Origin of the sequence: Nitrincola alkalisediminis (assembly GCF_009821115.1) — a bacterium.
Classification (GTDB): Bacteria; Pseudomonadota; Gammaproteobacteria; order Pseudomonadales; family Balneatricaceae; genus Nitrincola; species Nitrincola alkalisediminis.
Window position 1 is genome coordinate 248,701 of sequence record NZ_VYTY01000003.1, and the last position, 26,771, is coordinate 275,471.

Here is a 26,771-nt window from a genome sequence, read left to right on the forward strand (position 1 = left end):
TAGACTGATCTTAGGAGTTGATATGTTGACTATGCAATACGGTAAGTGTTGTTATTAAGTCAACGCTTTCTGGCAGCTGAGACGCGGTGCATCTGCACGAAAAAAGTGCATGCCTTGACGCAAGTGTGCAACACAAGCCTTGGCCGAAAGTGTCAGTTCATGGCCTGCCAGACTGACGATTTGGGCGCGGGCGTCATTAAGAATACTGTGTGACATTGGCAGTGCATGGATTTCGCCGCGTTGCAGTTCTGCGGCAACAGTGAGCTCTGGCATAAAGGTAATGCCAATACCTGAGCGTACAAAGTTTTTCAAAACTGTCACTGAGTTGGTATGTAAACGAGCATGCAGATGAACGCGCTCTTGTTGTGCAACCATATTGACCATTTGACGCATTCCAAAGGGGTTGTCCATCAATCCTAAAGGTAAGCCTTGTAGATCACTGAGATGAATAGGCCTGTCGAGTAATAAAAGAGGATGTTTGGGAGGTACGATCAGGTCGAGTGGTTGGCATGTTTCCACGTGACAGGTCAGCATCGGATCAACTGGCGGAGCATAGAGTAGGGCAATATTAACTTCCATCTCCTTTAAAAGCGCAATGGCTTCATTCACGCCCGCCATACGAACTTCAATCTCAATTCCTTCAAATGCAGCCATAAATGATTGTAGAGGGGCAGCGATTAGATCGCTTAGAAACCCTTCTCCGACTGCGATTCTAACTTCACCACTAGCCAAGCCTTTAATTGCCATTATCTGAGAAAGAAGAACTTCTTCGGCACTTCGTTGAATGTGGTAATGCTTTACAAGTAAACGTCCTGCATCTGTTGGCCGCATTCCATTGCCATAGCGTTCACAAAGAGTAACTCCTAGAGTATCCTCAAGACTTTTAATATGACGACTTAACGCCGATGCATCTATATGAAGATAAGCTGCGGCCTTTCGAATAGACCCCCTCTTCACAACCTCGTTTAAACATGCAAGAGCTCGATGATTCAGCAATCAGGTATCTCCGGTTATATTTTTATAGCTGATTTATTTTAAAATGTAGTGTTTTCATGACTGAAAAATGAGTTGCATTTCAAAGTGAAAAATATTGTATTTGTTGAAAACGAACATACTTAATCAATACAACGATGAAAATACTTATGGAGCATGCGAGTAAGTACCCAATATTAAATGATCTGCCACAAATGATCACTCAAAAAGAACGCATAATGAACCATTAATTTACCTTTGTTGATAGTGTTTTTTTCAATAAGTAAGTGTCGTAAAACTGCTAAAGAGATTTTTTTGTCACGGATACTGTAATCTCAAGAAGTAGCACCAGTATGGTAGTTGAACATGAACGGCCAAAGTGGAATAAGCCCAGAAATGGCACTTCGTCTGTCTAAAGCTTTGTGTAGAACCTTAGAAAATTGGTTGGCTATGCAGAATTCTTATCATTTGTGGCATCTTGACAAGAAATTAAGTTTAGATAAAGTACAAAAAGTTGAGCTGGTAAGATGGGTTCAGGCCCATCTTACTTTTGCGAGTGCTTAATCATCCAACATAGCAGCAAAACCTTTAAAGCCCATCTCGCCCAGATTGGCTCGCAGAGTGAGTTCACCTGTTGCCAGATCAATGGAGTAAACACCAGAAGTGTTGGCACCTTGCATCATCAGCATGGCATATGCCATATTCGTGCCCTCTGCAGGCGAGACGATTTCCATATCACCCATTGCACTGATATCCACTGCTTTACCATCCAGTGTTAGAGCAGCAACGGTGGTCAGCGACCCAGCGTTATTGGCAAGATTCAGCAGTGTGTTGGTTTCTGCATCTAGCACATATTGTACGGTCTCGGATGCGGTCTTACCCTTGATTGCATTGGTATAGGCGCTTGCAAAAACAGCAGGGATAGCGCCTTCGTTTTTGTCACCTTGGGCATAGAACAAATCGGTGAAACGGCGTACTGAATTGGCACGTTCGTCATTATCACCGAACCCTGAGGGGAAATAGACATGGTTCGACCCGTCGGTTGCCACAATGCGGATCGCATCAATGCTGTTGTTGAAGTCGAAACCAACCATTGCACCTTCGGTGATTCCAACATTATCGCCTTTTAGGTTATCGGTCGCTGTCAGCGCGCCAGTTGCTGGATCGATGGTGTAGACAGCCGCATTCGGTGCTATACCGATCAGTTCGCCCGTCACAGGACGATAGGCAATTGCGGCCAAGCTGCTGGATAAGGTGATTGTCTCGCCGACCTCGGTCAGACCAGGCAAAGAGACAAGACTGGTGCCGTCACTGCTCAGCGCATAGCCGGTGACTTTGATATCATGGGCGAAGGCAGGAGCGCAGAGCAAGGCAAAGATGGTGGTGGAGAGCAGAGTCTTTTTCATGAATATTTCCTTTTTATAAATTCGGCACCAAGGGCCTTTGAAGTTTCTAAGATCACGATTTAGGTGTTATATGCGAAGCCTGGGAGGCAGCAATATTTTGCATAAATGCCCGTCTACTCTTATTTGCCTTATCTAGTAGTTTAAATTGGCGATAGCAACGGCGACAGTTCGCGCATAACGCAAGATGAGTGTAAAGCCAAACCCACTCTCTGAAACTTAATCGAGTCTCTAGCTTTTTAGACATTAGAGTCGTTGCATGTTTACAGGAGTACATAGATTTCATTTTATTTCTCCTTGCGAAAACCAGCTGCGTTCTAAACAGCTTCTTAGTTTTACACGTGCTCTATGTAAAATTGTCCAGCAGTTATCTTCACTGATGTTTAATGAATCACATATTTCATCTGTTTCAAGGCCCATTAATTCTCTCAGGGTAAAAACACGCGCTGTTTTTTCGGGTAGATGATATACACAAATATCAAAAACCTGCCAAAAATGATCATTTTCTAAAGAGTCATCAGGTGTTGTCCAGGTTGATGGCGCGGCTTCGTCAGTCCATTGCTCATTATCTTTAAAAAGCATATCGATTTCTGGAAGGTCATCTGAAGAAAATTGGAAACTAGCAATACGGGTTTTACGACGTATTTCATCGAGTAACTTATAACGTAATATACCAAATACCCAAGTTTCAAAACGTGACTCACCTCTGAAATCATGTAGCTTTTCCCAAGCCGTTATTAGTGTTTCTTGAACTAAATCTTCAGCAAAAGATTTATCGCTCATTTGTAGTCGAGCAAAAGCCAACAGTCTTGGTCTTATATTATTTAGGCGTTGTGTATAGTCCCTTATAGAAGCCTCCTGATGGCTGGTATCAAATATTTCGCTAGGATTCATAACAGTGCTACTCATGAAGTGACTTCTCTTTATAGTAATGATATTTAATCCAATAATCTAAGCTTACGTAGCGTCCTGCACCCGTGTAAAAAAGTGTCAAAAACATAATAAAATAGGTGGCCGCAAATTCGACACCATTATTCAAGATGACGAAATTTCCGTTTTGAGTTAACCAACTAAAGTTTCCATGTGTTCTTAAAATTTCTCGGCCACGTTGCAGTTGCTCGGTTGAGGCGTGAACTCTATCGTTTGCCAGCCAACTTGAGGCGTCAGCAATGGCTAGCCAGCCATTTTGCCAATGCACAGTCAGGGCGGCGACCAGCATGGTTACCATTAAAGGAACACTAAACCAACGTACCGCCAATCCTGGGATCAGTAATAAACCACCGATTAGTTCAGCACCACCGGCTAGAATGACCATCAATTCAGGAAAAGGTAGCCCTAATCCCCAATCAGGATTTCCAAACCAATTCACCGTACTTTCAAAATTAGCCAACTTCATCCATCCGGCTTGCATCATGACAGGTGCTAGGTAAAGACGCATTAACAAAGGCGCTAAGCCATCGAGATGCCGTAAGCAGTTCATCACTTTGCGAGAATGACTTATCAGTGTACTTATCATGACGACTCTCCTCTAGCTCTGCTGAGTACATCTCGATCATGCCAACCTTGCACTAGAGAAAGACCCTGATTCAGAAAATGCTGATTGGGCTCAAGCCCAAATTGAATGGCTATCTGTTGTAGATGATTTTCAAGTGCTGTTTCTGGTTGGTCCGATATTAGTGCAAATAGATGGGCACTAAACGGATTAAGATGTTCAAAAACTATTTTGTCATTTCGGTTTCGATACACTAACAAGAACGTAGGGTGTAGACTGGGTTCAGTCGGCTGGTTATCTCGATTAATTAAGTGAACAGGATAGCTGTAAGCTTCAAGTAAACTTAAAGGGGATAAGTTTATACCATAATTAAGTTGCGGAGTTTCCCCACCATCAAATTCTGCATCTGCTAATTCAAGAAATAGCTCTAGCCATTCGTAACGCATCAGCTCATGCATAAAAGGGGGATCCTGCTCAGTGCTAGGTCTAACATCACTTTGCAGATAATCCAAAAACTGTTCAGCAATATCGTAAAACCTTGGTGACTGACAGCGATAATTGGACATAAATCCGCGAATCTCATTTAACCACCACTCATCAGACACTATCTGTTTAAAGACAGGAAATGCACTGCTGACAAAATTATTAATATTATTGAAAAAGAGACGTTGATAGACCTCCAGTCTGCGAGGCTCGATTTCGAGCGAAACCTCTTCTGGGTTGCGAATTGCATGCGTTAATTTAAGCAAATGTTCAGCGTACGCTGGTGGGTTATGCTGCAGCATGGTAACCACCTGACAACTGTATCGATTTAATAATATCAGTTTCTTTATAAAGATCAGCTAGTGGCGGAAGGTTAAAGTCACGCTCCAATAATGTGGGTTTTAAGCCTGCATGGTGGTACACCACATGTAATAATTGCCAAACAGGATCGGAAACGGCAGCGCCATGGGTATCAATAATTAAATCTTCAGCTTCCTGATGATGACCGGCTATATGAAGATAGCCAATCCTGTCGGGATCAATTCCCTGAATGAACGCTTTAGCGTCATAGCGATGATTAACACTATTCACATAGACATTATTTACATCAAGTAGAAGCTGACAGTTGGCTTCATCTAGTATGGCTTGAGTAAACTCAAGTTCAGACATTTGTTGATGTATTTGTGCGTAATAGGACACGTTTTCTACATAAAAAGGCCTTTCTAAACAATCCATGACCTGTTTAATTCGTTCAGCTACCCAATACACGGCGTCTTCCGTAAAGGGAATCGGCATAAGATCATAAAGATGACCGTCATCACTGCAAGCGCTAAGATGCTCGCTGTAGACGTCTATCTTGTGATCGTCTAAAAAACGTTTAATTTGTTTGACGAAATCCATATCCAATGGCGCAGGACTTCCTAATGAAAGCGATAAACCGTGGGTATAAAAGCGGTAACGCTCGGTAAATTCACGAAAATTTTTGGCTAACCGACCACCAATGTTCATCCAGTTTTCGGGGGCAACCTCAAAAAAATCAACGGATACTTTCTCGCCAGGAGTGATTGCCTTAAGGTGCTCTCGACGGAAACCAAGGCCTACTTGATCGGTCGTTTTCATTAACTATCTCCTTAAGGTCACTTAAACCGAAATCGAATTCAATCAGAAAAGAAAAGGAGCCCGATCCATGGGCGAACCTAAGCCGCCTAGATTAGCCGCCACATTTACCTTCGCCACATTTAGCTTCTTCAATTTTTTCTTCACCGCACTTGGCTTCACCACATTTGGCCTCACCACATTTAGCTTCAGTTGAACCATATTGAGAAACTTGCGTGTACCCTTGGGTTAAGACTTCGGTCGCAAATGGATTTGCAGCAGAAGCAGAAGCAGCCATACCTAAACCGATTAGAGCAGCGCCTGTTGCAGAAAGCAGAGTTTTAGTAGTTGTCTTCATGTTTCACCTCGATGTGTTTATTGATTAGAGCGTTTAGCGCTCATAGGTGAGTTGCACGAAATCACTTTTCCTTACAAAATATTTTTATTTTTTAATTTTTTTGAATTTTTATAAAAAAATCAATGTATTAGTGTGTGTTAATTTATTTGAAATTCATTGTTTCTAGCTGAATTAACAACTGATAACTGATAGGTTTTTTGAACCGATCCATTCTTTATACGACTGACGGCGGTACCACGCATATAACACCTAAGTGTCATTATTATTCTACGGGTATGGCATCAACTGGAGGGTGAACGGTCATCATCTTCAACCTTATAGACTAAGCCCCCCATCCCAGCCAGCTTATTTCATATACTCATCAAACAGACTGTAGCCCCACTGCCTTAATGCAATCACCATGGTGGTGCCGTGTTTGTCAGTCATGGGCAAGTGCCTGTCTTTTTTTAGCCGCTCGTTAAATTCCATGCTAAGGCGATCAATTTTTTCCTGCATTTCTGCGTTGCTGGTATGGCTAAGCAAGCCATTGAGTACCATGAGCTTTTCAGATTTTTCGTCAAAACGGGAGTCAAAAAAGTCCTTTTGCACATACTGTAAAAAGAAACGTTGTATCGGGCCGTCGGGTTTCCAGCGGAAGTTGGGGGCAATGCGCAGTTTGATGCGGTTGCCAGGATGAAGGTCGATCAGCTTGAGTCGATCAAGCTGGGCGAGCTTTTGGATGCATTCGGCTGGGGTTAGGCGGAAGTGGCTGAGCAGGTCGTCGTAGCTGAAGCCATTAATGACACTGACGGTTACCATCAACAGCAAGACGTCTGAGGCGATTTCGGCTTCTTGTTCTTCACTCAGTTGTTCAACTTGGCGTTGCTGGAGTAGCATGCTTTGCACCAGTTCAGCAAGGTCGGTATTGGCGAGGGTGCATACTTGTTCAAGACGTGCGAGGGTGAAGCCCTGCTGAGCAAATAGGCGCTTGATCGAGGCTTCGCTCAGGCCCAATGCGTGGGCGACATCGGCATAGGTTACGCCGTTGGCGCGCAGGCGTTGCTTGAGGGCAGAGAGGAGGGCAGTGGTTTGCGGCATAGTGAATCCTAATGGAATCGGTAAAAAGTATTATCATACGATACCTTAAGACGAAAATAATAACACAATGAATATGAAGGTTTCTATTTTGATCCCTAAGGATACAATTGCCGTCACATCTGATAACTCGTAAAGGACCAGAGTCATGCTTAAACTCAGACATTTCGCAGGAGCCATTCCCTTTCTCGTGGCGGTGTTTCTCAACGCCTTTGTGGATTTGGGCCACAAGATTATTATTCAGAATACGGTGTTCAAACTCTACGATGGCCCACTGCAGGTCATCTTGATTGCAGTTGTTAACGGCTTGATCCTTTTACCGTTTATTTTATTGCTCAGTCCAGCCGGGTTTTTGTCCGACAAGTATCGCAAGACGTCCATAATGCAGGCATCCGCTTGGGCGGCGGTGGCAATCACCTTGGGTATTACCGCTTGTTACTATATGGGGTGGTTCTGGGCGGCCTTCGCCATGACCTTTTTGCTGGCGGCTCAGTCGGCTGTCTATTCACCGGCTAAGTATGGCTATATTCGTGAGCTGTTTGGTAAGGAGCATTTAGGCGAAGCCAATGGTCTTGTGTCTGCATTATCCATCTGCGCCATTCTGGTCGGTATTTTTGCGTTCTCCATTCTGTTCGAACTTTGGTACCCCGCTGGCAGCTTATCCGAAGCCGATATCCTGCGCGCAATCGCGCCCATTGGTTGGCTGTTGGTGCTGAACAGTGTGATTGAGTTGGTCATGATGTATCGGCTGCCAACGCAGCCAGCAACGGGTGTGACCACGACCTTCGAGACAAAAAAATACCTGAGCGGTCGATTGTTTGGCAAAGACTTGCAGCCGTTGGTTAGAAGCAAGGTGATTCGCTTGTCGGTGATTGGCTTGGCGACGTTTTGGGGGGTGGGACAGGTGATGCTGGCGGCTTTCCCTGCCTTCGCTAAAGAGGAAATGTTTTTGACCAATACGATCTTCGTGCAGGGCATTCTAGCCTGCTCTGGCGTGGGGATTGCATTGGGGTCTGTGTTTGCGGGTCGCTTTTCGCGTGATTATATCGAGACAGGGCTATTACCGCTGGGCGCGCTTGGTATTGCAATGGGCTTGTTGTACCTGCCATTTACCGAAACACTGATGGCCGCTGCATTGACCTTTCTGTTTATCGGATTCATGGGGGGGATTTTTATCGTGCCTTTAAATGCCTTGATCCAGTTTCATGCCGATGAGTCTGAAATGGGCCGGACACTCGCGGCGAACAATTGGGTTCAGACGGTGGTGATGCTCAGCTTTTTACTGCTGACGGTGGCCTTCTCGCTGTTGGGTTTGAGCAGCAAAGCATTGTTAGAGCTGATTGCGATTGTGGCACTGGTGGGCTGTTTTTACACCATTTACCAACTGCCGCAAAGCTTGACCCGCTGTGTGCTCAGTTGGGTGATGTCGCGCCGTTACAAGGTGGCGGTGCAAGGGTTGGAGCATATGCCTGCACAGGGTGGCGTTTTGTTGTTGGGTAATCATATCAGTTGGGTGGATTGGGCGATTGTGCAACTGGTCAGTCCACGCCCCGTGCGTTTTGTGATGTTGCGCAGTATTTACGAACGCTGGTACCTCACTTGGTTGTTCGATTTATTTGGTTGTATTCCGATTGAGCAGGGTGTGAGCAGTCGCAATGCATTGAAGACCGTCAGCGATGCGTTAAATAAAGGTGAAGTGGTCTGTCTCTTTCCCGAAGGCACGATTAGTCGCACAGGGCATTTGGGGGATTTTCGTCGTGGTTACGAACGTGCGTGCATAGATGTCACGTCAGATGTGGTGATTTTGCCCTTTTATCTGCGCGGTTTGTGGGGTAGCCAATTCTCGCGTTCGTCCAGCCATCTTAAAAACAACTCCCTGCGCTTGACTCGTCGCGATCTAATTGTGGCCTTTGGCGCACCCTTGCCAGCGACAACGACGGCCGATGTGCTTAAGCGGAGAGTGTTCGATTTATCAATATCCTCTTGGGAAGCCTATGTCGAAACCTTGCCGACTGTGTCCAAAGCCTGGATACACTCAGCCAAGCGGACAGGGCGTCGTTTAGCCATTGCCGACGTCGTGAGTGGGCGTGATCTGTCGGGTTACCAAGCTCTAACAGGTTCGATTGTTTTGGCACGTCGAATCAAGCGGCACAGCCCTGAGCAAAACCTAGGCCTGCTGCTGCCAAGCAGTGCCGGTGGCATGTTGGCGAATATGGCGGCCTTGTTGCGAGGCAAAACGCTGGTTAATCTGAACTATACCGCGAGCCTTGCCGCGCTAGAGGCCGCGGTGACTCAAGCAGACATCCGCACCCTGTATACGTCACGTCGTTTTATGAAGAAGCTGGAAGGCCGTGGTATACATTTGGAGACTTTGCTGAATCGTCTGAAGGTTGTGTATCTCGAAGATGCGTTTGAGAAGGTCAGTCTTGTTGAAAAACTATTGACCTTGGTGAGTGTGACTGTATTACCCGCGTGGTTGCTGTGTTGGCTGCATTCCCGTGCGCATAACAGCGATGCCACGGCTGCAATATTGTTCTCTAGTGGCAGCGAAGGTGCGCCCAAAGGGGTGTGTCTGAGCCATAAAAACATCATGGCCAATGTGAAACAAACAGCGGAGGTGCTGAATACCGAGGAGCAGGACATTGTCATGGCGAATCTGCCCTTGTTTCATGCCTTTGGCTTAACCATTACGCAGTTTATGCCCTTGATCGAAAGTGTGCCCGTGGTGTGCCATCCTGATCCGACGGATGTGGTGGCGAGTGCCCAGGCCATTGCCCGTTATCAAGCAACGATTCTATTTGGAACCTCGACCTTCTTACGGCTTTATAACCGCAATAGCAAAATACATCCCTTAATGTTAAGCAGCTTGCGACTGGTGGTGGCCGGTGCAGAGAAGCTGAATGAAGACGTGCGCAATAGCTTTACGCTTAAGTTCAGTAAGCCACTTTACGAAGGCTATGGCGCGACGGAAACCACGCCCGTTGCCAGCGTTAATCTGCCAGACAAAATTGAAAGTGAGCGCTGGCAAGTGCAGCGTGGCCAGAAGCCCGGCTCAGTCGGAATGCCCTTGCCTGGCACCAGTTGCAGAGTGGTGGATCCCGAAACCTTTGAAGAGTTGCCAACGGGAGAGGCGGGGATGATTCTGATTGGGGGTGTCCAAGTGATGCAGGGGTACCTGAATAATCCGGACAAGACCGACTCGGTGATCAAAAATATCAAGGGGACGCGTTGGTACGTGACGGGTGATAAAGGCTATATCGACAGTGATGGTTTTCTGTTTATTGTCGACCGCTATTCCCGTTTTGCCAAAATCGCGGGTGAAATGATTAGCCTAGCTCAAACTGAACAGGCCATTAGCCACTTACTTGAAGACCCTGATGTTGAGGTGATCGTTGTCGCCGTTTCCGACGCTAAAAAGGGTGAAAAACTGGTGGCGCTGCACGATGTGGAGCTGGACACCGATTCGCTCAAGCAGGCATTAATAAAAAGTGGCCTGAACAATCTGGCAATACCGGATCAGTGGTGTCGGGTGGCTGCACTGCCGAAACTGGGTTCCGGCAAAACGGATTTCGGTGCTGCAAAGGCATTAGCCTTGGAGTGTGGCAGGTAAACGCCAGAGTAGCTGCGCTACTCCGGCGTTTGAGTGGCGTCCGTCAGTGCAACGATGGCCGCTTCCAGGTCCACCCGCTGTTGTTTGAGTTCGGCAATGCGGGTGGGGTCCCAGATGATCTGTGAGGCGTCAAAGTCGATGCGGTAATCGACCCGCCGCAGAAAATCCATGCCCAATAAACCATCATGAGCGCCAGCTCCTTGGAAGTCTATGATGCTGGCGCGAGGTCCATCAATCCGATAGGGGCCGATTTCAATCAGATCAAAGCGTGCTGAAAAGGTTTCAATCAGATCACCACTGGCGACCTGCGCATACCCAGAGGGACGTGCATCAATGGGTAATCGGGATAATTTATCGCGATGAAATACGGTTGAAGAGGCGCCCGTATCCAGAATCATTAAGGTATTGGCCGTGCGGCCCTGTAAGGTGACTTTAACGGGGAGCATTACCGAATTGCCACGCATGGTCAGTGGTGTGTGCAATGCGGAAATGGCCTGATCGAGCTGTCGTAGATGCTGTTGCAGTTGCTGAATATTTTGCTGCTCTTGGCGCTTTAGATCCAGCTCATTACGGCGTTCTGGCGTCAGTTGAGTGCCGCGAACTTCGAGTTGGTTGCGATACTGCTGGGGAACTTTGCTGATGTTATCCACATAAATACGACGCCCCTTATCATCCGTGTAATGCAGGATTTGAGCGTGCAAGGTTGTGGCAGATAAGCAGGCCAGTAAAACGAAACCCAACGAATAAACCTGATGCGTCATGCGCTTCCTTTGCATAGAATGAACCCGTAAAAAACCTGATCTGAGCTTTATAACCCAGATGCAGGTTAGTTTCCAGTCGCGTTCATCGCAAGAGCGTTCCGACGTTGGGTGTTGTTAACCTACTCATGCATCCATTGAGCAGGTATCACGGCGCTAGCCATATCGCTTCCTTCAAGCGATTTAGATCGCACTCAAGACTTTACGAAAGATGGCAATTTCTTCGTCTGAGAATTGACCAAATACCGCTTGTTGTCGATCATTCGCGATACGCCAGAGCGTTTCAGCTTGTTCGACTCCATTCGGATTAATGCTGAGCTGATTTCCTTCGCGTACTAACCAGCCTTTACGGCACAGCGTATCAACGGCAACGTTTAAATCGCTGTCGGGCATGCCAATACGATCTTCGAGCTCTTGTGTAGAGAGGGTTCCGAAATCGTTTAGTGTTAAAAGCATACGTGCCTCGATTGTGCGCAGCCCCGTTGCCAATTGTAAAGGTTGATAGTCCGCTTGATAGCGTTTTACGGCTTGGAGCATTTGGTAGTAGAGGTTGTCCGCCAAGCGTTGCTCATTTTTGCTTTGCGCCGCATCCGATGCCGATGTTTTTTCGGGCTTAGATCCTGCATGGGGGATGACAGCAGAATAGGCCCCACCGTGATACACCAAAGGCGCACGACCGGTATCGACGAAGGACACCACTTTTCCTACGAGAATCCAGTGATCTCCTCCATCCAGGGTTTGATACTGCTCACACTGAAAGCAAGCAGAGGTGTCTGGCAGAATGGCAGCATCCCCTAAACCCAATGCAAACTGAATGTCTTTAAACTTATCGTCACTTGGGCGTGCAAAGTGATTGGAAAGGTGTATTTGATCGGCCGCAAGGATGTTAACGGCAAAGTGGCTGGCTTTTTCGAAGACTGAATAGCTGCCAGAGTTTTTACTGATGCTCCATAGAATAAGGGGTGGGTCGAGTGAGACAGAGTTGAAGCTATTGGCGGTGACGCCTGCACGACTACCATCAGAAGCGGTGGCTGTGATCACAGTAACCCCTGTCGCAAAATTGCCTAATGCGCGACGAAACGCTTTGGGGTCGAATTCGGTTGAGAGTGTGCTCATAAGATAACCTTTGGCCTAACACGAAGAGTGTGGAGTTCACTGGGCGTATTGAATCACAGCCCAGTGACTTGAAAATGATTAGAGTAAGGATGGATCTGGCTCGAGTCCCAGTAATTCACGACCGAGGATTTGAGCGCAGACATCATAATCAGTGTAGGCGTGTGCAGCGGTCATGTTCGACTCATGCCAGAGGCGCTGAGACTCACGATCTTCATACCAGTTGGATGCGCCCATCACTGCCCACAGGCGATTGACGGCTTCAACGCACATCTTGATTGCATAGGCCTGATTGGTTCGCCAATGCGCCAACACATAGCGGGTAGGATATTCGTGGCGCTCGCCATACTCTTTGTGTTCTTGCCAGGTTTTTTCCAGAAAAGCACGTGCAGCCGCAACTTGTTGATAGGATTCAGCAATGCGCAGAATCGGGGGGATGGACTCACGGACAGCGGCACCCGTGTAGGCTCTAACACGGTTTTGAGTGAGTTCTTTGTAAACGTCGATCATCCGCTCCGCAACGCCAAGGCTCATGGCGGCAAAGCCACATGCAAAGTATGGGCGGTAAGGGGTGTGATAAATTTTACTATCAGGATAGAGATCGCGCCCAACGTGACGGCCTTCCATCATATCGATTGCTGCTTGTATGCGATGTTCGGGCACAAAGACACCATCAATGTGGGCCGTTTTTGTACCACTGCCCTGCATGCCGACCGAATACCAGTCGTCGATAATGGTAAAGTCGCTGCGAGGGATGACAGCAAAGCTATACACCTTAGCACCATCGGATTTAGTGCGAAGGAAGCCGACGATAATCCAGTCTGCATGATCAACGCCCGAACTCCATTTCATATCGCCTGTAAAAATAATGCCACCTTCAGTTTCTTCATGCTTACCGAAAGGAGCAATGCTGCTGGATGCAACAGCGTCAGGATTCGTTCCCCAGAACTCATCTTGTGCTTGTTTGCTAAACATCGACATTTGGTGGTTATGGGTGCACAAAAGGCTGTAGGCCCAAGCGGTTGAACAGCATGCACCAGCAAGAGCCGCTATACAGTCGGTGAACTCAGGAAGTGACATCTCAAGACCCCCATAGGCCTTAGGAAGAAATGCTCGGTTGAGTCCAATCCCATGAAGCATGTCGACATTTTCTTTAGGAACTTGGCGAAGTTTAACCGCAAGAGGGGCGTTCTCTCGAATGGCGGGCAAAATTTCGTTTAATTTTTTAAGCATAGGATTGTGTTGTGTCATGAGTCAGAAGCCTCTGTACTTTATCACTTATTTTAATGAGGTCGCTATTAAGCTAAATGCGTTAACTGGGTTAGATTATGGGCAAAAGTACTCCTTAGCAGAAAGGTAATAAATTATTTATTTATGGTACTTTTCTGTTTTGTTGCGTGTGTTATTAGGGTTTTCGGGTTTTTAAATGATTTAAAATCAAACGACTAGGAACATTTTTTAAGCAATTATTTGGGTTTTAATTATTTTTGACATGACTCAATGCTTAGCCGTTATACGATTGACAGCCTCTTTCATATGTACTAGGATTTTTAATACTTAATATGTTAAATAAATTCCTTTATACTAAATAAAAACTAAAAAGGTACTTGCCATGGGCGAAATCGTTTTAGCAGCTAAGGTCACTCATGTTCCAACCATGCTCCTCTCTGAACAACCCGGAAAACTCCAGGGGTGTCGACAGCAAGCCATTGATGGACACAAAGAAATCATGCGTCGAGCACGTGAAAAAGGTGCGGACACGGTGATTGTGTTGGATACACATTGGTTAGTGAATGCAGGCTTTCATATTAACAGTAATCCTGTATTCAAAGGGCGTTACACCAGCCACGAGTTTCCACATTTTATCCAAAATCTGGACTATGCATATCGCGGTGATCCGGAACTCGGTGATGCCATCGCTGCTCGAGCAACCGAAAAAGGTGTGCACACGCTTTCTCATCAGGTTGAAACATTGGATTTAGAGTACGGAACCTTGGTTCCAATGCACTTTATGCAGCCAGGTGACATGCCCATTATTTCAATTGCGGCTTGGTGCACGGTTCACAGTCTGCAAGACTCCAAAACACTGGGTGAGGCCATTCGCGAAGCCGTTGAAGCCAGTGACCGAAAAGTGCTGCTGCTGGCATCAGGATCGTTATCTCACAAAATCTGGGAAAACGAACTCTATGCCGAGAATAACGGTACCTTCACCATTTCTCGTGAGTTCAATCGGCAAGTTGATTTGCGTGTTCTAGAGCTTTGGCAGCAGGGGGATATTTCCACCTTCCTTAAAATGCTACCTGAATATGCGCAGTTCTGTTCTGGCGAAGGGGGAATGCATGATACCGCGATGCTCTTCGGTGCCTTAGGCTGGGATCGCTACTCTGGAAAAGGTGAGCTGATTGGCGAGTATTTCCCTAGCTCTGGAACGGGTCAGGCCAATGTCGTCTTTCCTGTCATCTGAAATGAATTTTTTAGCCGTTAGATAACGATTAACGGCAAAGCTAATTACTGGAGATTACATCGCGATGTTGCGAGCACATTACCCCTTTTATCTTGCGAATGAGCCCCAAACCCCCAACCAGGATTTGATTGTTTACGATAAATTCACAGGTGAGGTGGCAACACGTGTCGCGATTGCCGATGCTGCGGTGATCGATCAAGCGATTGCTGCGGCTGAACAAGCAACAGAGCCGATGCGCAAGCTACCTTCGTGGAAGCGTCAATCCATTTTGAACCACTGTGTTAAACGCTTTCAAGAGCGGGCAGAGGAGTTGGCTCAGGCTTTGTGTGTTGAGGCTGGAAAGCCGATCAAGGATGCACGAGGAGAGGTCACTCGCTTAATCGATACGTTTAAGATCGCAGCAGAAGAGGCGGTTCGGATCGGTGGTGAGGTGATTCCTATGGACATTACCCCCCGAGCCGAGGGCTATACGGGAATGTGGAAGCGTGTGCCTATCGGTCCTTGTTCGTTTATATCTCCATTTAACTTCCCGCTTAATCTTGCGGCACACAAAGTCGCGCCTGCAATCGCGGCTGGTTGTCCGTTTGTGCTGAAGCCTGCGAGCTTAACACCGATTGGTGCGATTATTATTGGAGAGGTGTTAGCGGAAACGGACTTGCCGAAAGGTGCCTTTTCGATTTTGCCTTGCCATCGTGATGGTGCCGATCTTTTCACGACAGATGATCGCCTTAAGTTACTCAGCTTTACTGGTTCACCCGAGGTGGGTTGGCAGCTTAAGGCTAAAGCCGGTAAAAAACCGGTGGTCCTGGAGTTAGGTGGCAATGCTGCGTGCATTGTAGATCAAGGAGCGAATCTGGACGATGCGGTTAGCCGAATCGTGTTTGGTGCCTATTATCAATCCGGTCAAAGTTGTATCAGTGTGCAGCGTATCTTAGTGCACGAGGATCATTATGATGAGGTGCGTGATAAATTAACGGCGGCGGTTAAAGCGCTGCCGTCTGGCGACCCAAAAGACGAGCAAACCTTTATAGGCCCGATGATTTCTGAGAAAGAGGCGATACGTTTGCATAATTGGGTGCTGGATGCCACCTCAAACGGTGCGACGCTCTTAGCGGGTGGCGAACGTCAGGGGGCAATGCTGCAAGCGACCTTACTTGAAAATGTCGATCCCTCTCTCGATGTGAACACCCAAGAGGCCTTTGGACCTGTTGCGATTTTGTCTCGCTTTAAGGATTTTGATGCGGCATTACAGGAGGTCAATAACTCCGCTTTTGGATTGCAAGCTGGAATTTTTACCCGCGATATTTACAAAATTCAAAAAGCTTGGGATGAGTTAGAGGTGGGGGGCGTTGTCATTGGTGATGTTCCTTCTTGGCGAGTGGATCACATGCCCTACGGGGGTGTAAAAGACAGTGGGTTGGGCCGTGAAGGGGTACGGTACGCCATAGAGGACATGACTGAGTTACGCCTTCTTGTCATCCGAAATCCGTTATAGTTCGACCATGCTGACACCGCCAGCATCGGCCTTGCTGATTTTAATGGCAACGGCGAGTCCACTCGCCTTGAATGCCTTTCTACCCGCAATGCCGGATGCGGCGCGGATGTTGGGGGTTGATGCGGGTGTCATGCAGTTGACGTTTACCCTTTACCTACTGACCCTTGCATTTGGGCAGTTGATCAGTGGTCAGTTAGGGGATTACTTTGGTCGACGTCCAGTGATTCTGGTTGGTTTTGGATTGCATGTGCTGGGCAGTGGCATCGCCGCATTGGCTGGGACGGTCGAGGCACTGATTGTAGGTCGCATACTCCAGGCATTGGGAGGGAGTGCAGCCATGGCCTTGGCTCGCACTGTTTTATTGGATGTGTATGGACGCCAAGGGGCTGCAGGTCGAATGGGCTATCTTGTGATGGCCATTGCCTTAGCCCAAACCTTGGCACCTGCTTTGGGTGGCGTGCTCAATCTATGGAGTGGTTGGCAGTCTGTCTTTTATCTATCGATTGCGATGGGAGGCACTGTTTGGTTGATTGCCTTATGGTATTTACCTGAAACCTGTGCAGAGCGACGTTCCAGCCTTAGCCTTTTTTCAGTACTGCAGTCTTATAAGGGACTTCTTAAGTCAGTGGCGTATCGAGGATATGTCCTCACGACAACAGCCTTAGCGTGCGGATTTTATCTATTTATTGGTAGCGCACCCTATCTTGTTGTCGAAAGCCTTGGCGGAACGTCTGCTGATTATGGATTTTGGTTTTTGACGGTGTCGCTTGCGTTTTTGTTGGGCAGTTTTATGTCGACACGGCTGGCGCACCATATTGATCTTGATGGACTCATCGTCATTGGAAATGGACTGGCTGTGTTGGGTGCCTTGCTCTTGTTGATTTTTTACTGCGTGCAGGGGTTGAGTTTGCCTACGTTGTTTTTGCCTATGGCCCTGATGATCTTGGGCAGAGGGTTGAGTCAACCGGTTGCACAAACGGCGGCAATCAGCAGCAGCGCAGGTTCGACAGGTGCGGCTTCAGGCATGATGGGGTTTATTCAGTTATTGGTGGGCTCAATGGTGGCGCAGAGCGCTTCTTGGTTAATTCGTTTTGATCCTGTTTGGATTTTCGCTGCAATCCTATTGACCGCGTTACTGGCAATGGCAGCACAGGTTTACAGTTGGTCACAGTGTCGATCAGCAAAACAATATAATGATGAGTAATGAGGTGTAAGTTATGGGTAAGCTGGCATTGGCGGCTAAAATCACGCATGTACCGTCCATGTACCTTTCAGAGTTAGATGGGCCTCAAAAGGGGTTTCGGCAAGCCGCCATCGATGGCCATAAAGAAATTGGTCGCCGTTGCCGAGAGCTGGGGGTTGATACGCTGGTGGTGTTTGATACTCACTGGCTGGTTAACGCCGCCTATCATATTAATTGCGGTGCACATTTCAAAGGCACCTACACCAGCAATGAGTTACCCCATTTCATTTCCAATATGGAGTTTGAGTTCAGCGGTAATCCACAGCTAGGTCAGTTGATTGCGGATGAGTGCAATGCACAAGGCGTTGAAACACTTGCGCATGCCAATACGTCGCTTGATCCAGAGTACGGCACGTTGGTTCCCATGCGCTATATGAATGAAGATCAGCATTTTAAAGTGGTCTCCATTTCGGCGATGTGCATGGCCCACTACTTGAATGACAGTGCGCGTTTAGGTTGGGCGCTTAGACAAGCGATAGAGAAACACTACGACGGTACCGTGGCAATTTTGGCCAGTGGCTCGTTATCTCACCGTTTTGCGCAGAACGGCCAAGCACCCAGTTTTTCAACGAAGGTCTGGAGCCCGTTTTTAGAGCGATTGGATCATGATGTGGTGCGTATGTGGGAAGCCGGTGAGTGGGCAGATTTTTGTGCCATGCTCCCTGAGTATGCGGTTAAAGGCCATGGGGAAGGCTTTATGCACGATACCGCCATGTTATTAGGGGCGTTGGGCTGGTCACGCTATGATCAAAAAGTAGAGGTGGTTTCACCCTATTTTGGTAGTTCGGGAACGGGGCAAATCAATGCAATCTTTCCTGTGTCACCGGTCGCGGGAGATGAAGTGCCGGGACCTCAGGCCTCTGTTGCGGATGCTGCTGGTGCAACGGCTGGACGTCTTTAATAGGAAGGTAGATTCTAGATGGTCACTGTATCACGTCCTCATCGGTTGATTGTGCTGCTGGCTGCGCTGGTTGCGTTTGGGCCTCTGTCAATTGATATGTATTTGCCCAGTTTGCCCTTGATCGCTGATGATCTTGGTGCGGTGCAAAGCGAGATTCAGTTGACCATCAGCAGCTTTTTGATTGGGCTGTTTGTAGGGATGCTTGTCTACGGTCCTTTATCGGACAAGTTAGGGCGTAGGCCGCTTTTATTGGTTGGTATTAGCCTTTATCTCGTTGCCAGTGTGGCATGTATCTTGGCAAGCTCAGCACAGTGGCTGATTGCATTTCGCTTTTTGCAAGCCTTGGGGGCGGCTTCGGCGTCTGTCTTGGCAAGAGCGATTGTTCGAGATTTGTTTCCAATCAGTGAGGCGGCGCGAGTCTTATCCCTCATGCATTTAGTCACAATGATTGCAACGCTCATTGCGCCATTGGTCGGCGGGTATTTGATCTTGCTGGCAGGTTGGCGCGCGCTTTTTGGGGTGCTGTTTATCTTTGCATTGGTTGTATTGGTCTTTTGTATCTGGAAAATACCCGAAACCCATCATGGTAGCTCTCGTGGTACGAGCTTTTCCGCTGTCTATAAAGCCTATGGAAACATTTTGCTACAGCCCGTCGCGGTGGGGTACATCTTGTGCATGTCGTTAACCTTTGCGGGCATGTTTGCCTTCATAACGGCTTCCCCATTTGTGTACATTGATTACTTTGGTGTGTCGCCTCAGGCTTACGCCTGGCTGTTTAGCATGAATGTTGGGGGAATTATCCTGCTGGTCAGTTTGAATGCGCGTTACGTCGGGCAGTGGGGAACACAGCGATTATTGTGGCTAGGTGCAAGCCAGGCTGCGGTTTCAGGTTTAGTGCTGTTTTGCGCCACGTTATTCGATATTGGTGGGCTGACGTTAATTGTGCTGGCGTTATTCAGTTTTGTCAGTGTCACGGGTGTATTGGGCGCAAACTGCATGGCGAGTCTCTTGTCACGTTTTCCTGAACAAGCCGGTGCCGCCGCCGGAATAGCCGTGGCGACTCAATTTGGAATCGGTGCCTTGGCCAGCGGATTAGTGAGTGGATTACACGATGGAACCCCGTGGGTAATGGGTTGGGTCATCGGTCTTTTGGGGTGTGGTTCCTTTCTGGCATTGTTACTGACACGTGAAAAAAAGCTCATTAAAAATTAAAACTAGATTTTAGTAGCGTTGACATCACTTAATATATTAATTAAATTTGATTTAGTTTGCGATTGAATAATTGTTAAACATTTTTTAAGAAAGATGACAGTGTGCGAGGTGTTTCAGTGCCACATTTTATCGTTGAATATTCAGGCAACTTGCATCATCGGTTGGACTTTCAACCCTTGTTTAAAGAGTTGCATGAGTATGTGGTGTCTACGGGGGCATTTCCTTTAGGGGGAGTGCGCAGTCGTGCCATCCGTTGTGATGACTTTCGTGTGGCGGACGGTCGATCAGATTTCGCCTTCATAAACCTAACACTCAAGATAGGTCACGGGCGAGACATGACTCTGAAGCAGCAAGTGGCAGATCAGGTATTTGAGATCTTGTGTCGCTGGATGGAGCCGATCACGAACGAAAGCTATTGCCAGATCTCCTTCGAGATGACGGAACTTGATCCTGTTTTAAAATATAACAAAAACAATATTCATGCCCTTTTTAAAAGTAATTGAGTGTTTGTTCTTGTTGAACGCCATTGAAAATAAGGTTTTTACGTGTACTTATACTCAAGAGGGTGATCTAAGTACAAACCGTATAAACAAAAATTGTACATCAGGTAATTGAATTTTGACTGTGTCTTAAACGTTCTTACTAACCTCAAGACATGCAATACAATAAAAACAATTGGAGACATACTATGAAATCACTCCCAACTAAAATTAAACGTCTAACAGCTGCCTCTCTATTCATCGTTGGTATGGTCGGGGCATCACTTGCAACCGCGTCTACTACCCTGGTCGTCGGCACGTGGATGCCCCCCAGCAATCCCATGAATGCCGTTGTCTTGCCGACTTGGGGCGCTTGGGTCGAGGAAGCGACAGAAGGGCGAGTAACGGTGCGAATTGAGCATGATCTTGGTAATCCAGCCGCCTATTATGACCTAGTGGAGGATGGCGTAATTAACGCCGGATGGAGCTTCCACGGCTACTTGCCTGGACGTTTCACCCTGCCTATGGCGGTTGAGCAACCTGGCATGGGTGTAAATGCCGAGGCAGCTTCGGCGGCATTATGGCAGGTTCATGAGACGCATTTTGCAAAGGCGAATGAGTATGAAGGCCTTGAGTTACTTGCGTTGATTACGCATGGACCCGGCCAGTTGCACACCCGTGAGCCAATTAACAGCCTACGTGATTTACGCAATAAACGTATACGCATTGGGGGTGGTGTTCAATCTGCGCTGGGTGAGCGTATGGAAGTGACGGCTGTTGCGGCACCTGGACCTCGTGTCTATGAGATGTTACAGCAGGGTGTTATTGACGGTGTCTTTATGCCAGCCCAAGAGCAGCGCTCATTGCGTTTGGATGAGGTGGCACCTAATTTAACCCTCTTTCCAGGTGGCCTGTATCTAGGCAGTTTTGCGATGTTCATCGATCCAGAGTTTATGGAGCAACTTGAGCCACGTGATGCGGATGCTATTCGCAGTGTGTCGGGTCTTAAGCTGTCAGCAATGGCGGGTAAAGAGTGGGACCAGGCCGATATTGATGGTATTGCCTATGCGCGTGAGAAAGGGGTGAATGTTATCGAGTTGGATGAAAATCATCCGATGGTGCAGGAATTTAACCAGTTGATTCAAGGCATGGATGACGCATGGGTCGCCAGTGTTCAACGTGCTGGCGTCGATGCGGCCGCTGCGTTGGCCGATTTGAGACGCCTGGCGCTTGAATATGCTGAGCAAAACTAGGTAGGAGAGACACATGTCATTTGTAGCCTGGTTAAAGGCACATTATGACGAGAAGGGGCCAATCCGTTGGTTGGCCTTTCTACTCGAATTAATCGCCGCTGTAATGTTAATGGTCTTGATGTTGATTACCTGTGTCGATGTGGTGGGCCGATATGTGTTCAATAAACCCTTGCCGGGTTCAATTGAATTGACTGAAATCGGCATGGCCATCTTAATCTTTGCAGCGATGCCTGTGGTGACCTGGAGAGGAGGCCATATTGTTGTCGATTTGTTGGACCGTTATCTGAGCACCTTTGTGGTTAAGTGCTTATCACTTTTGTCTGCCATCGTGATCTCAGGTTCATTTTATTATCTTGGGCATCGCATTTATCAATTGGGCGAACGTTCGATTCGTCGAGGTGAAGTGACAGAGTTCTTGGGCATATCCAGTGGTTATATCGTGCAGTATATCGCCATCATGAGTTGGGCGACGGCATTGGGCATGATCACCTACGGTGTTTATCGAATCTTCTTTCAAGATAAATCCAACTAGTCTCTATCACAGGTAGTTTTTTATGTCCGTTATACTTATCGGCTTTGTTGTTCTGCTGTTATTAATTATCGTGGTGAGGATGCCGATTGCCTTTGCGATGGGGTTGGTTGGTTTCTTCGGCTTTGCTGTGATGATGGGATTATCCTGGGATAATTGGGATACGTTTCGTTGGACGGGGCCCATGTCGATGGCTGCAAACCGAGTTGTCTCGACGGTGCAAAACTATAGTCTGTCGGTGATTCCCCTGTTTATCCTGATGGGAAATCTGGTAATGCGCTCGGGTCTTTCGCAGGAGCTGTATCAGGCGTCAAATGCCTTTTTAGGGCATAAAAAAGGTGGACTGGCCATGGCGACGGTTGTGGCCTGTGGTGGCTTTTCTGCGATCAGTGGTTCCAGTCTGGCGACATCGGCAACCATGAGTAAGGTGGCCATGCCATCGATGCGTAAGTATGGCTATAGTGACTCATTGGCGACCGCGACCATTGCCGCGGGTGGGTCTTTGGGCATTCTGATTCCACCCAGTGTCATCCTGGTGGTCTACGGTTTGCTGACGGAAACCAGTATTCGTGAGCTTTTCGCGGCTGGCTTTATACCCGGTTTTATTGCCATACTCTTTTACTTGGGCGCTGTGCAATATGTGGTTTGGCGTAACCCAAGTGCAGGCCCTGCAGGTGATCGGACGCCTTGGCGTGAACGCTTGATCGCCTTGCGCGGTGTGTTGGGTGTGTTAGCGCTATTTGTCATTGTTATGGGAGGGATTTACCTCGGTATCTTTACCCCCACCGAAGCGGCGGGTATTGGAGCCGGCGGTGCGTTTGTCATTGCGTTAATGCGCAAGTCACTGACTTGGAGCAGCCTTTTTGATACCTTAACGGATACGGCGCGTACCTCTGTCATGCTGTTGGTTGTGGTGATAGGCGCGCTCATTTTCTCGGACTTTATCAACCGCGCAGGCCTTCCTGATATTCTGCTGAGCTTTGTTAATTCCTTAGATGTTCAGCCGATTGTCGTCATTCTTGTCATTGTAGGGATTTACCTGATCTTGGGCATGGTGTTCGAGAGTTTATCGATGATGCTGTTAACGATCCCGATTTTCTATCCGCTGGTTGCTGCATTGGGCTACGATCTGGTTTGGTTTGGGATTGTGGTGGTGATCGCGATTGAGATTAGCCTCATTACGCCGCCTGTTGGAATGAACGTGTTCGTGTTGAGTGCTGTGTTAAGAGACGTAAAAACCAGCACAATCTTTAAAGGCGTAGGTCCCTTCTGGGTCGCTGATATTTTGCGATTACTGCTCATCATTTTTGTGGTGCAGATCTCATTGTTCCTGCCAACATTGTTATACCGATAACAGGAGGTTTCATGCTGTCGAATTTTCGCAAAATACTCTATGTGTCAGATCTAGAGCAGGGCTCACGACCTGCTTTTCGCGCCGCGGTTAGTCTTTGCAATCATTATGATGCCCAGCTGACTTACTTGCATGTGATTGAGGCGGTCTCCGCTACGGCAAAGAGTGTGCTCAGTAATATGATGGAAAAAGACGATATCGAGGGTTTTTTAAAAGAGGGGGTTGAAAAACTCCGTGACAAGGTTGCTGTGCGCTTGGAGCGATTCTGTCAGCAAGAGCTAGAAGCCGATGATCGTTTGAATATTGCTCAGGTTGACGTCAGAGTCGAGGAAGGTACACCTTGGAAGGTGATTCTAAAGGTTGCGGACGAAATAGATGCCGATGTCATTGTGATGGGGACCCGCAAGCATTCGGCGCTCAATCAAATTCTACTTGGGTCTACAGCGGCTAAAACACTCACGCACTCAAAACGCCCAGTGTTTGTCGTACCCTTGGGGAGTGAATAGTTCACCTCATATCTAGCCAGCTGCTGGGTGTTTTCAGCAGCTAGGCTGGCAAACATGAGATCCATTTGGGGTCTACTCAGGGCTGTTACTCATTCTGTTTTTGATCCTTCACTGACCGGTTTAATTTGTGTGAGTTTGTTCAGAAGCTCATAGAGCAGGTCAAGATTCTCTTGAGTGTATTGCTCTGTGATTTCTTGATATCGCGCTTCCAGTAACGGGGTCACGCGCTTAAACATGGTTTCTGCTTTTTCGGTTAGGCTAATTAAAATACGCCGTTGGTCTTCATTTGACCGACGTCGCTGGGTGTAGCCTTGTTGTTCTAAGCGACTAATGATACCCGTAAGACTGGGACTTAGAATGCAACATAGGTCAGCTAACTGTTTGGATTCAAGCTCTTTATGTTCAGCGAGCGCACGAATAATTCGCCATTGTTGTTCAGTCAATGAAATGTCCAAAAGCACCGGGCGGAAAAAGTTCATGGTTGCTTCACGGGCTTTCAGCAATTTGAGCGGTAAGGATTCTTCGTATTTGAGCATTAAAATGTACACTTATTAAATACAGGTTATGTGTGAGGTATACATTTTATATGATTTGGTGAGTGATTTTATAGAGAATATCACTTTTAATAAAAATTTACTTTTGTGATTTTAATTGAAATTGAAAAAGTCTATGGATATGTTTCTATAAAGCGCGTTTATTAAATGCACTCTTCTATAAATTGGCTGTATTTGTGTGCAAAATTTGATTGATTGCACTTTTTTGGTTCAAGCACAGCGTATCCGTTGCATGTAAGCACTCTGCTGTACGTGTCGTTGATAATTGGCAGGTGTGGCTGAAACGCACTTTTTGAATTCACGTAAAAAATGTGGCTGATCGCTGAAGCCAAGATCCGATGCAAGATCTGAAAAGGCTATGCCGTCATGGCAGTTGATCTCATGGACGGCAAACTGGCAGCGTACAATCCGACTAAAGGTTTTTGGTGACATGCCCATATCACTTTGAAACTGTCGCTGCAGTGTGCGACAGGTGTAGCCAGTCAGGGCTTCTAACTGTCCGATGCGCAGAGCACCCTTGTTCTCGCAGATGATTTTAATGGTTTCTAAGGTGAGAGGAGAGGGAGTTCTCGGTGTTTTACCCTCATAACAGCGCCTGAATAACTCAACTTGGTTATTAAAATTACCCTCACTCACAATTTGTGCAAAGGCTGACTCAAGTTTTGGCATAATATCTAAAAGATTTACCTCGCAGTTCACAAGTTCATCTGCAGAAACGCCTAGAAAACCGGGTATAACGCCAAGCTTATAACGCACGCCAAAATATCTATGTTGATGTTTTAATTCAGCATTACGTGCCTCCAGTGTCGAACCACAGACCTTCGCTTCAGGATTAATTTGATCACAATCAAACAGTATATCAATACATCCATCAGGAATCGCAAAGGTCGGACCCCCAGAATGATCCGCTTCGAATGCATAGCATTGGGAAATGATCTTATCCTTACTAATTGCAAGGTCATAGTGTTTCGACGAGGTTAATACAAACCAGGGTTGCTCAACGTATGCGCCTGATATTTTGTTACTAAACGAAACATGTGAGTTGTTACTAACAGGAACACTTAACATATTAACTACCAAGTAAGGTTCATTTGAAATAAATCAAGCAATAATCATTCCAAAATAATTCAGTCCTTTTGATCAAATGTCGTAAATATTCAATACGCGTTCGACGGGCAGGGATACTATCGAGAAAAGTGACGGAATGATTACCAAATCATGACCTGACAAAACGGCGCTAAAGACCATAGTCGCGATATAAAGTTACGGGTGATTCAATGTCTATAAATACAAAAATTGATTTTATTTATCTTTCTGAACCGGACATGATCAAAGCGGGCGTGACGGATATGTCCGCTTGCGTGGATACGATGGAAGAAATGTTTATCCTGCTTCACAAGGGTGATTATCGGATGGCCGGGCCGAACAGCGACTCCCATGGCGCGATGATTACCTTTCCAGAGAACTCACCCTTTGCAACGATGCCCAAGCCGACGGCCGATAGACGTCTGATGGCGATGCCTGCGTATTTAGGCGGCGATTTTCAGACCTGTGGTGTTAAATGGTACGGCTCTAATATTGCTAACCGTGAAAAAGGCCTGCCTCGCTCGATTTTGATGTTTATTTTAAGCGACATCGATACAGGTGCCCCTTTGGCGTATATGTCAGCCAACTTGTTGTCAGCTTACCGTACCGGTGCGATTCCGGGTGTGGGGGCGCGACACTTGGCACGCAAAGACGCTAAGGTGATTGGCCTGCTCGGCCCCGGTGTGATGGGGAAAACCTCGGTTGCATCGTTTATGGCCGTTCGCCCCAGTATTGACACGATTAAGATCAAAGGGCGCGGTAAGCAGAGCCTAGACAACTTTATCGCCTGGGTCGAACAGGAATACCCGCAAATCACCCAGATTGAAGTCGTTGATAGCAACGAAGAGGTAGTTCGTGGCTCCGATATTGTCACCTACTGCAATTCGGGTGAAGTCGGTGATCCCTCCAAGTATCCAATTGTTAAACGTGAATGGGTCAAGCCGGGTGCTTACTTAGCAATGCCCGCCAGTTGCAGCCTCGATGATGGCATGAGCGGTCCAGGTGTTCGTAAGGTAATGGACAGTATCGGGCTTTATAAAGCCTGGTATGAGGAGGTGCCTAAACCTGCCCACAATTATATCCCCTTAGTGGGTATGCGCTTCATGGACATGATTGAAGACGGCTTAATGTCCAGCGATGAGCTTGAGGACTTAGGTGCGATTCTCGCCGGAGATGCGCCAGCCCGTCAAAACGACGATGAAATCATCATCATGTCGGTGGGGGGCATGCCAGTGGAAGATGTGGCTTGGGCCACCAAAATTTATCGCACAGCCTGTGAGAAAAACATTGGAGTTCCCTTGAATCTATGGGACACCCCGGTCCTTCGCTGATGCTCAAAA

The 26,771-nt window shown here is 47.2% G+C and carries 27 protein-coding genes; 13 read left to right on the top strand and 14 right to left on the bottom strand.

Going from position 1 to position 26,771, the window contains the following annotated elements; genetic code table 11:
• Positions 1–54 precede the first annotated feature (54 nt).
• On the bottom strand, positions 55–996 hold the full coding sequence (locus F5971_RS06615) for a LysR family transcriptional regulator (RefSeq protein ID WP_193494497.1): 942 nt from the start codon (positions 994–996) through the stop codon (positions 55–57).
• A gap of 342 nt (positions 997–1,338) precedes the next feature.
• Here F5971_RS06615 and F5971_RS18400 point away from each other — a divergent pair, with 342 nt between their 5' ends.
• Positions 1,339–1,536: a helix-turn-helix domain-containing protein gene (locus F5971_RS18400; RefSeq protein WP_246187773.1), complete on the top strand. Its 198-nt coding sequence runs from the start codon at positions 1,339–1,341 to the stop codon at positions 1,534–1,536.
• Here F5971_RS18400 and F5971_RS06620 read toward each other — a convergent pair.
• The 8 genes from F5971_RS06620 to F5971_RS06650 form a co-directional block, all read right to left on the bottom strand.
• Positions 1,533–2,378, bottom strand: a complete 846-nt coding sequence (locus F5971_RS06620; protein WP_193494498.1) for a DUF4394 domain-containing protein — start codon at positions 2,376–2,378, stop codon at positions 1,533–1,535. The genes F5971_RS18400 and F5971_RS06620 overlap by 4 nt on opposite strands.
• Positions 2,379–2,430: 52 nt before the next feature.
• Positions 2,431–2,661 (bottom strand): anti-sigma factor family protein, encoded by a 231-nt coding sequence (locus F5971_RS18865; protein ID WP_081763705.1) that lies wholly within the window; start codon positions 2,659–2,661, stop codon positions 2,431–2,433.
• Complete coding sequence (locus F5971_RS06625) at positions 2,658–3,284, bottom strand: sigma-70 family RNA polymerase sigma factor (protein WP_237748498.1); 627 nt, start codon at positions 3,282–3,284, stop codon at positions 2,658–2,660. The genes F5971_RS18865 and F5971_RS06625 overlap by 4 nt, the downstream gene beginning before the upstream one ends.
• On the bottom strand, positions 3,277–3,891 hold the full coding sequence (locus tag F5971_RS06630) for an HvfX family Cu-binding RiPP maturation protein (protein ID WP_193494499.1): 615 nt from the start codon (positions 3,889–3,891) through the stop codon (positions 3,277–3,279). Before F5971_RS06630 ends, F5971_RS06625 begins: the two co-directional genes overlap by 8 nt.
• A complete protein-coding gene (locus F5971_RS06635; RefSeq protein ID WP_193494500.1) occupies positions 3,888–4,652 on the bottom strand; it encodes an HvfC family RiPP maturation protein in 765 nt (254 codons plus the stop codon). The genes F5971_RS06630 and F5971_RS06635 overlap by 4 nt, the downstream gene beginning before the upstream one ends.
• Entirely contained in the window at positions 4,639–5,469 is an 831-nt protein-coding gene (locus F5971_RS06640) for an HvfB family MNIO-type RiPP peptide maturase (RefSeq protein ID WP_193494501.1), read from the bottom strand. The genes F5971_RS06635 and F5971_RS06640 overlap by 14 nt, the downstream gene beginning before the upstream one ends.
• Before the next feature lie 91 nt (positions 5,470–5,560).
• Positions 5,561–5,803, bottom strand: a complete 243-nt coding sequence (locus F5971_RS06645) for an HvfA family oxazolone/thioamide-modified RiPP metallophore (RefSeq protein ID WP_193494502.1) — start codon at positions 5,801–5,803, stop codon at positions 5,561–5,563.
• Between the two features lie 345 nt (positions 5,804–6,148).
• Positions 6,149–6,880: a helix-turn-helix domain-containing protein gene (locus F5971_RS06650; RefSeq protein ID WP_193494503.1), complete on the bottom strand. Its 732-nt coding sequence runs from the start codon at positions 6,878–6,880 to the stop codon at positions 6,149–6,151.
• A 145-nt stretch (positions 6,881–7,025) separates the two neighbouring features.
• Between F5971_RS06650 and F5971_RS06655 the strand changes: the two genes are divergently transcribed.
• Entirely contained in the window at positions 7,026–10,487 is a 3,462-nt protein-coding gene (locus tag F5971_RS06655; RefSeq protein WP_193494504.1) for an acyl-[ACP]--phospholipid O-acyltransferase, read from the top strand.
• A gap of 17 nt (positions 10,488–10,504) precedes the next feature.
• On the opposite strand, the gene F5971_RS06660 is transcribed toward F5971_RS06655, so the two are convergent.
• The 3 genes from F5971_RS06660 to F5971_RS06670 all read right to left on the bottom strand — a co-directional run bounded on the left by F5971_RS06660 (position 10,505) and on the right by F5971_RS06670 (position 13,609).
• Complete coding sequence (locus F5971_RS06660; RefSeq protein WP_193494505.1) at positions 10,505–11,248, bottom strand: retropepsin-like aspartic protease family protein; 744 nt, start codon at positions 11,246–11,248, stop codon at positions 10,505–10,507.
• 180 nt (positions 11,249–11,428) lie between these two features.
• Complete coding sequence (locus F5971_RS06665; RefSeq protein WP_193494506.1) at positions 11,429–12,361, bottom strand: p-hydroxyphenylacetate 3-hydroxylase reductase component; 933 nt, start codon at positions 12,359–12,361, stop codon at positions 11,429–11,431.
• Positions 12,362–12,439: 78 nt separating this feature from the next.
• A complete protein-coding gene (locus F5971_RS06670) occupies positions 12,440–13,609 on the bottom strand; it encodes a p-hydroxyphenylacetate 3-hydroxylase oxygenase component (RefSeq protein WP_036507887.1) in 1,170 nt (389 codons plus the stop codon).
• Positions 13,610–13,970: 361 nt separating this feature from the next.
• Here F5971_RS06670 and hpaD (F5971_RS06675) point away from each other — a divergent pair, with 361 nt between their 5' ends.
• The 10 genes from hpaD (F5971_RS06675) (at position 13,971) to F5971_RS06720 (ending at position 23,791) form a co-directional block, all read left to right on the top strand.
• Complete coding sequence (gene hpaD / locus F5971_RS06675) at positions 13,971–14,822, top strand: 3,4-dihydroxyphenylacetate 2,3-dioxygenase (RefSeq protein WP_036507890.1); 852 nt, start codon at positions 13,971–13,973, stop codon at positions 14,820–14,822.
• A gap of 64 nt (positions 14,823–14,886) precedes the next feature.
• Positions 14,887–16,317: an aldehyde dehydrogenase family protein gene (locus tag F5971_RS06680; RefSeq protein WP_193494507.1), complete on the top strand. Its 1,431-nt coding sequence runs from the start codon at positions 14,887–14,889 to the stop codon at positions 16,315–16,317.
• Positions 16,295–17,521, top strand: a complete 1,227-nt coding sequence (locus F5971_RS06685; RefSeq protein ID WP_246187774.1) for a Bcr/CflA family efflux MFS transporter — start codon at positions 16,295–16,297, stop codon at positions 17,519–17,521. Before F5971_RS06680 ends, F5971_RS06685 begins: the two co-directional genes overlap by 23 nt.
• Positions 17,522–17,534: 13 nt before the next feature.
• Positions 17,535–18,461 carry a 3,4-dihydroxyphenylacetate 2,3-dioxygenase gene (gene hpaD / locus F5971_RS06690; RefSeq protein ID WP_193494508.1) on the top strand — a complete coding sequence of 309 codons (927 nt, stop codon included), beginning with the start codon at positions 17,535–17,537 and terminating at the stop codon, positions 18,459–18,461.
• Between the two features lie 18 nt (positions 18,462–18,479).
• Positions 18,480–19,673, top strand: coding sequence for a Bcr/CflA family multidrug efflux MFS transporter (locus F5971_RS06695; protein ID WP_193494509.1), 1,194 nt, complete (start codon positions 18,480–18,482; stop codon positions 19,671–19,673).
• A gap of 116 nt (positions 19,674–19,789) precedes the next feature.
• Complete coding sequence (locus tag F5971_RS06700) at positions 19,790–20,176, top strand: 5-carboxymethyl-2-hydroxymuconate Delta-isomerase (RefSeq protein WP_036507901.1); 387 nt, start codon at positions 19,790–19,792, stop codon at positions 20,174–20,176.
• Positions 20,177–20,361: 185 nt separating this feature from the next.
• Positions 20,362–21,405: a TRAP transporter substrate-binding protein gene (locus F5971_RS06705; RefSeq protein ID WP_036507904.1), complete on the top strand. Its 1,044-nt coding sequence runs from the start codon at positions 20,362–20,364 to the stop codon at positions 21,403–21,405.
• 13 nt (positions 21,406–21,418) lie between these two features.
• On the top strand, positions 21,419–21,937 hold the full coding sequence (locus F5971_RS06710) for a TRAP transporter small permease (protein WP_193494510.1): 519 nt from the start codon (positions 21,419–21,421) through the stop codon (positions 21,935–21,937).
• 22 nt (positions 21,938–21,959) lie between these two features.
• Positions 21,960–23,288, top strand: a complete 1,329-nt coding sequence (locus tag F5971_RS06715) for a TRAP transporter large permease (RefSeq protein WP_036507907.1) — start codon at positions 21,960–21,962, stop codon at positions 23,286–23,288.
• Positions 23,289–23,299: 11 nt separating this feature from the next.
• A complete protein-coding gene (locus F5971_RS06720; protein WP_036507912.1) occupies positions 23,300–23,791 on the top strand; it encodes a universal stress protein in 492 nt (163 codons plus the stop codon).
• 89 nt (positions 23,792–23,880) lie between these two features.
• Here the strand turns inward: F5971_RS06720 and hpaR are convergent, their stop codons facing one another.
• Both hpaR and F5971_RS06730 read right to left on the bottom strand, forming a co-directional pair.
• Positions 23,881–24,327: a homoprotocatechuate degradation operon regulator HpaR gene (gene hpaR, locus F5971_RS06725; protein ID WP_036507917.1), complete on the bottom strand. Its 447-nt coding sequence runs from the start codon at positions 24,325–24,327 to the stop codon at positions 23,881–23,883.
• Between the two features lie 228 nt (positions 24,328–24,555).
• Positions 24,556–25,413: a helix-turn-helix domain-containing protein gene (locus F5971_RS06730; protein ID WP_193494511.1), complete on the bottom strand. Its 858-nt coding sequence runs from the start codon at positions 25,411–25,413 to the stop codon at positions 24,556–24,558.
• Positions 25,414–25,622: 209 nt separating this feature from the next.
• Here F5971_RS06730 and F5971_RS06735 point away from each other — a divergent pair, with 209 nt between their 5' ends.
• On the top strand, positions 25,623–26,762 hold the full coding sequence (locus F5971_RS06735) for an ornithine cyclodeaminase family protein (RefSeq protein ID WP_193494512.1): 1,140 nt from the start codon (positions 25,623–25,625) through the stop codon (positions 26,760–26,762).
• The last annotated feature ends 9 nt before the right edge of the window (positions 26,763–26,771 follow it).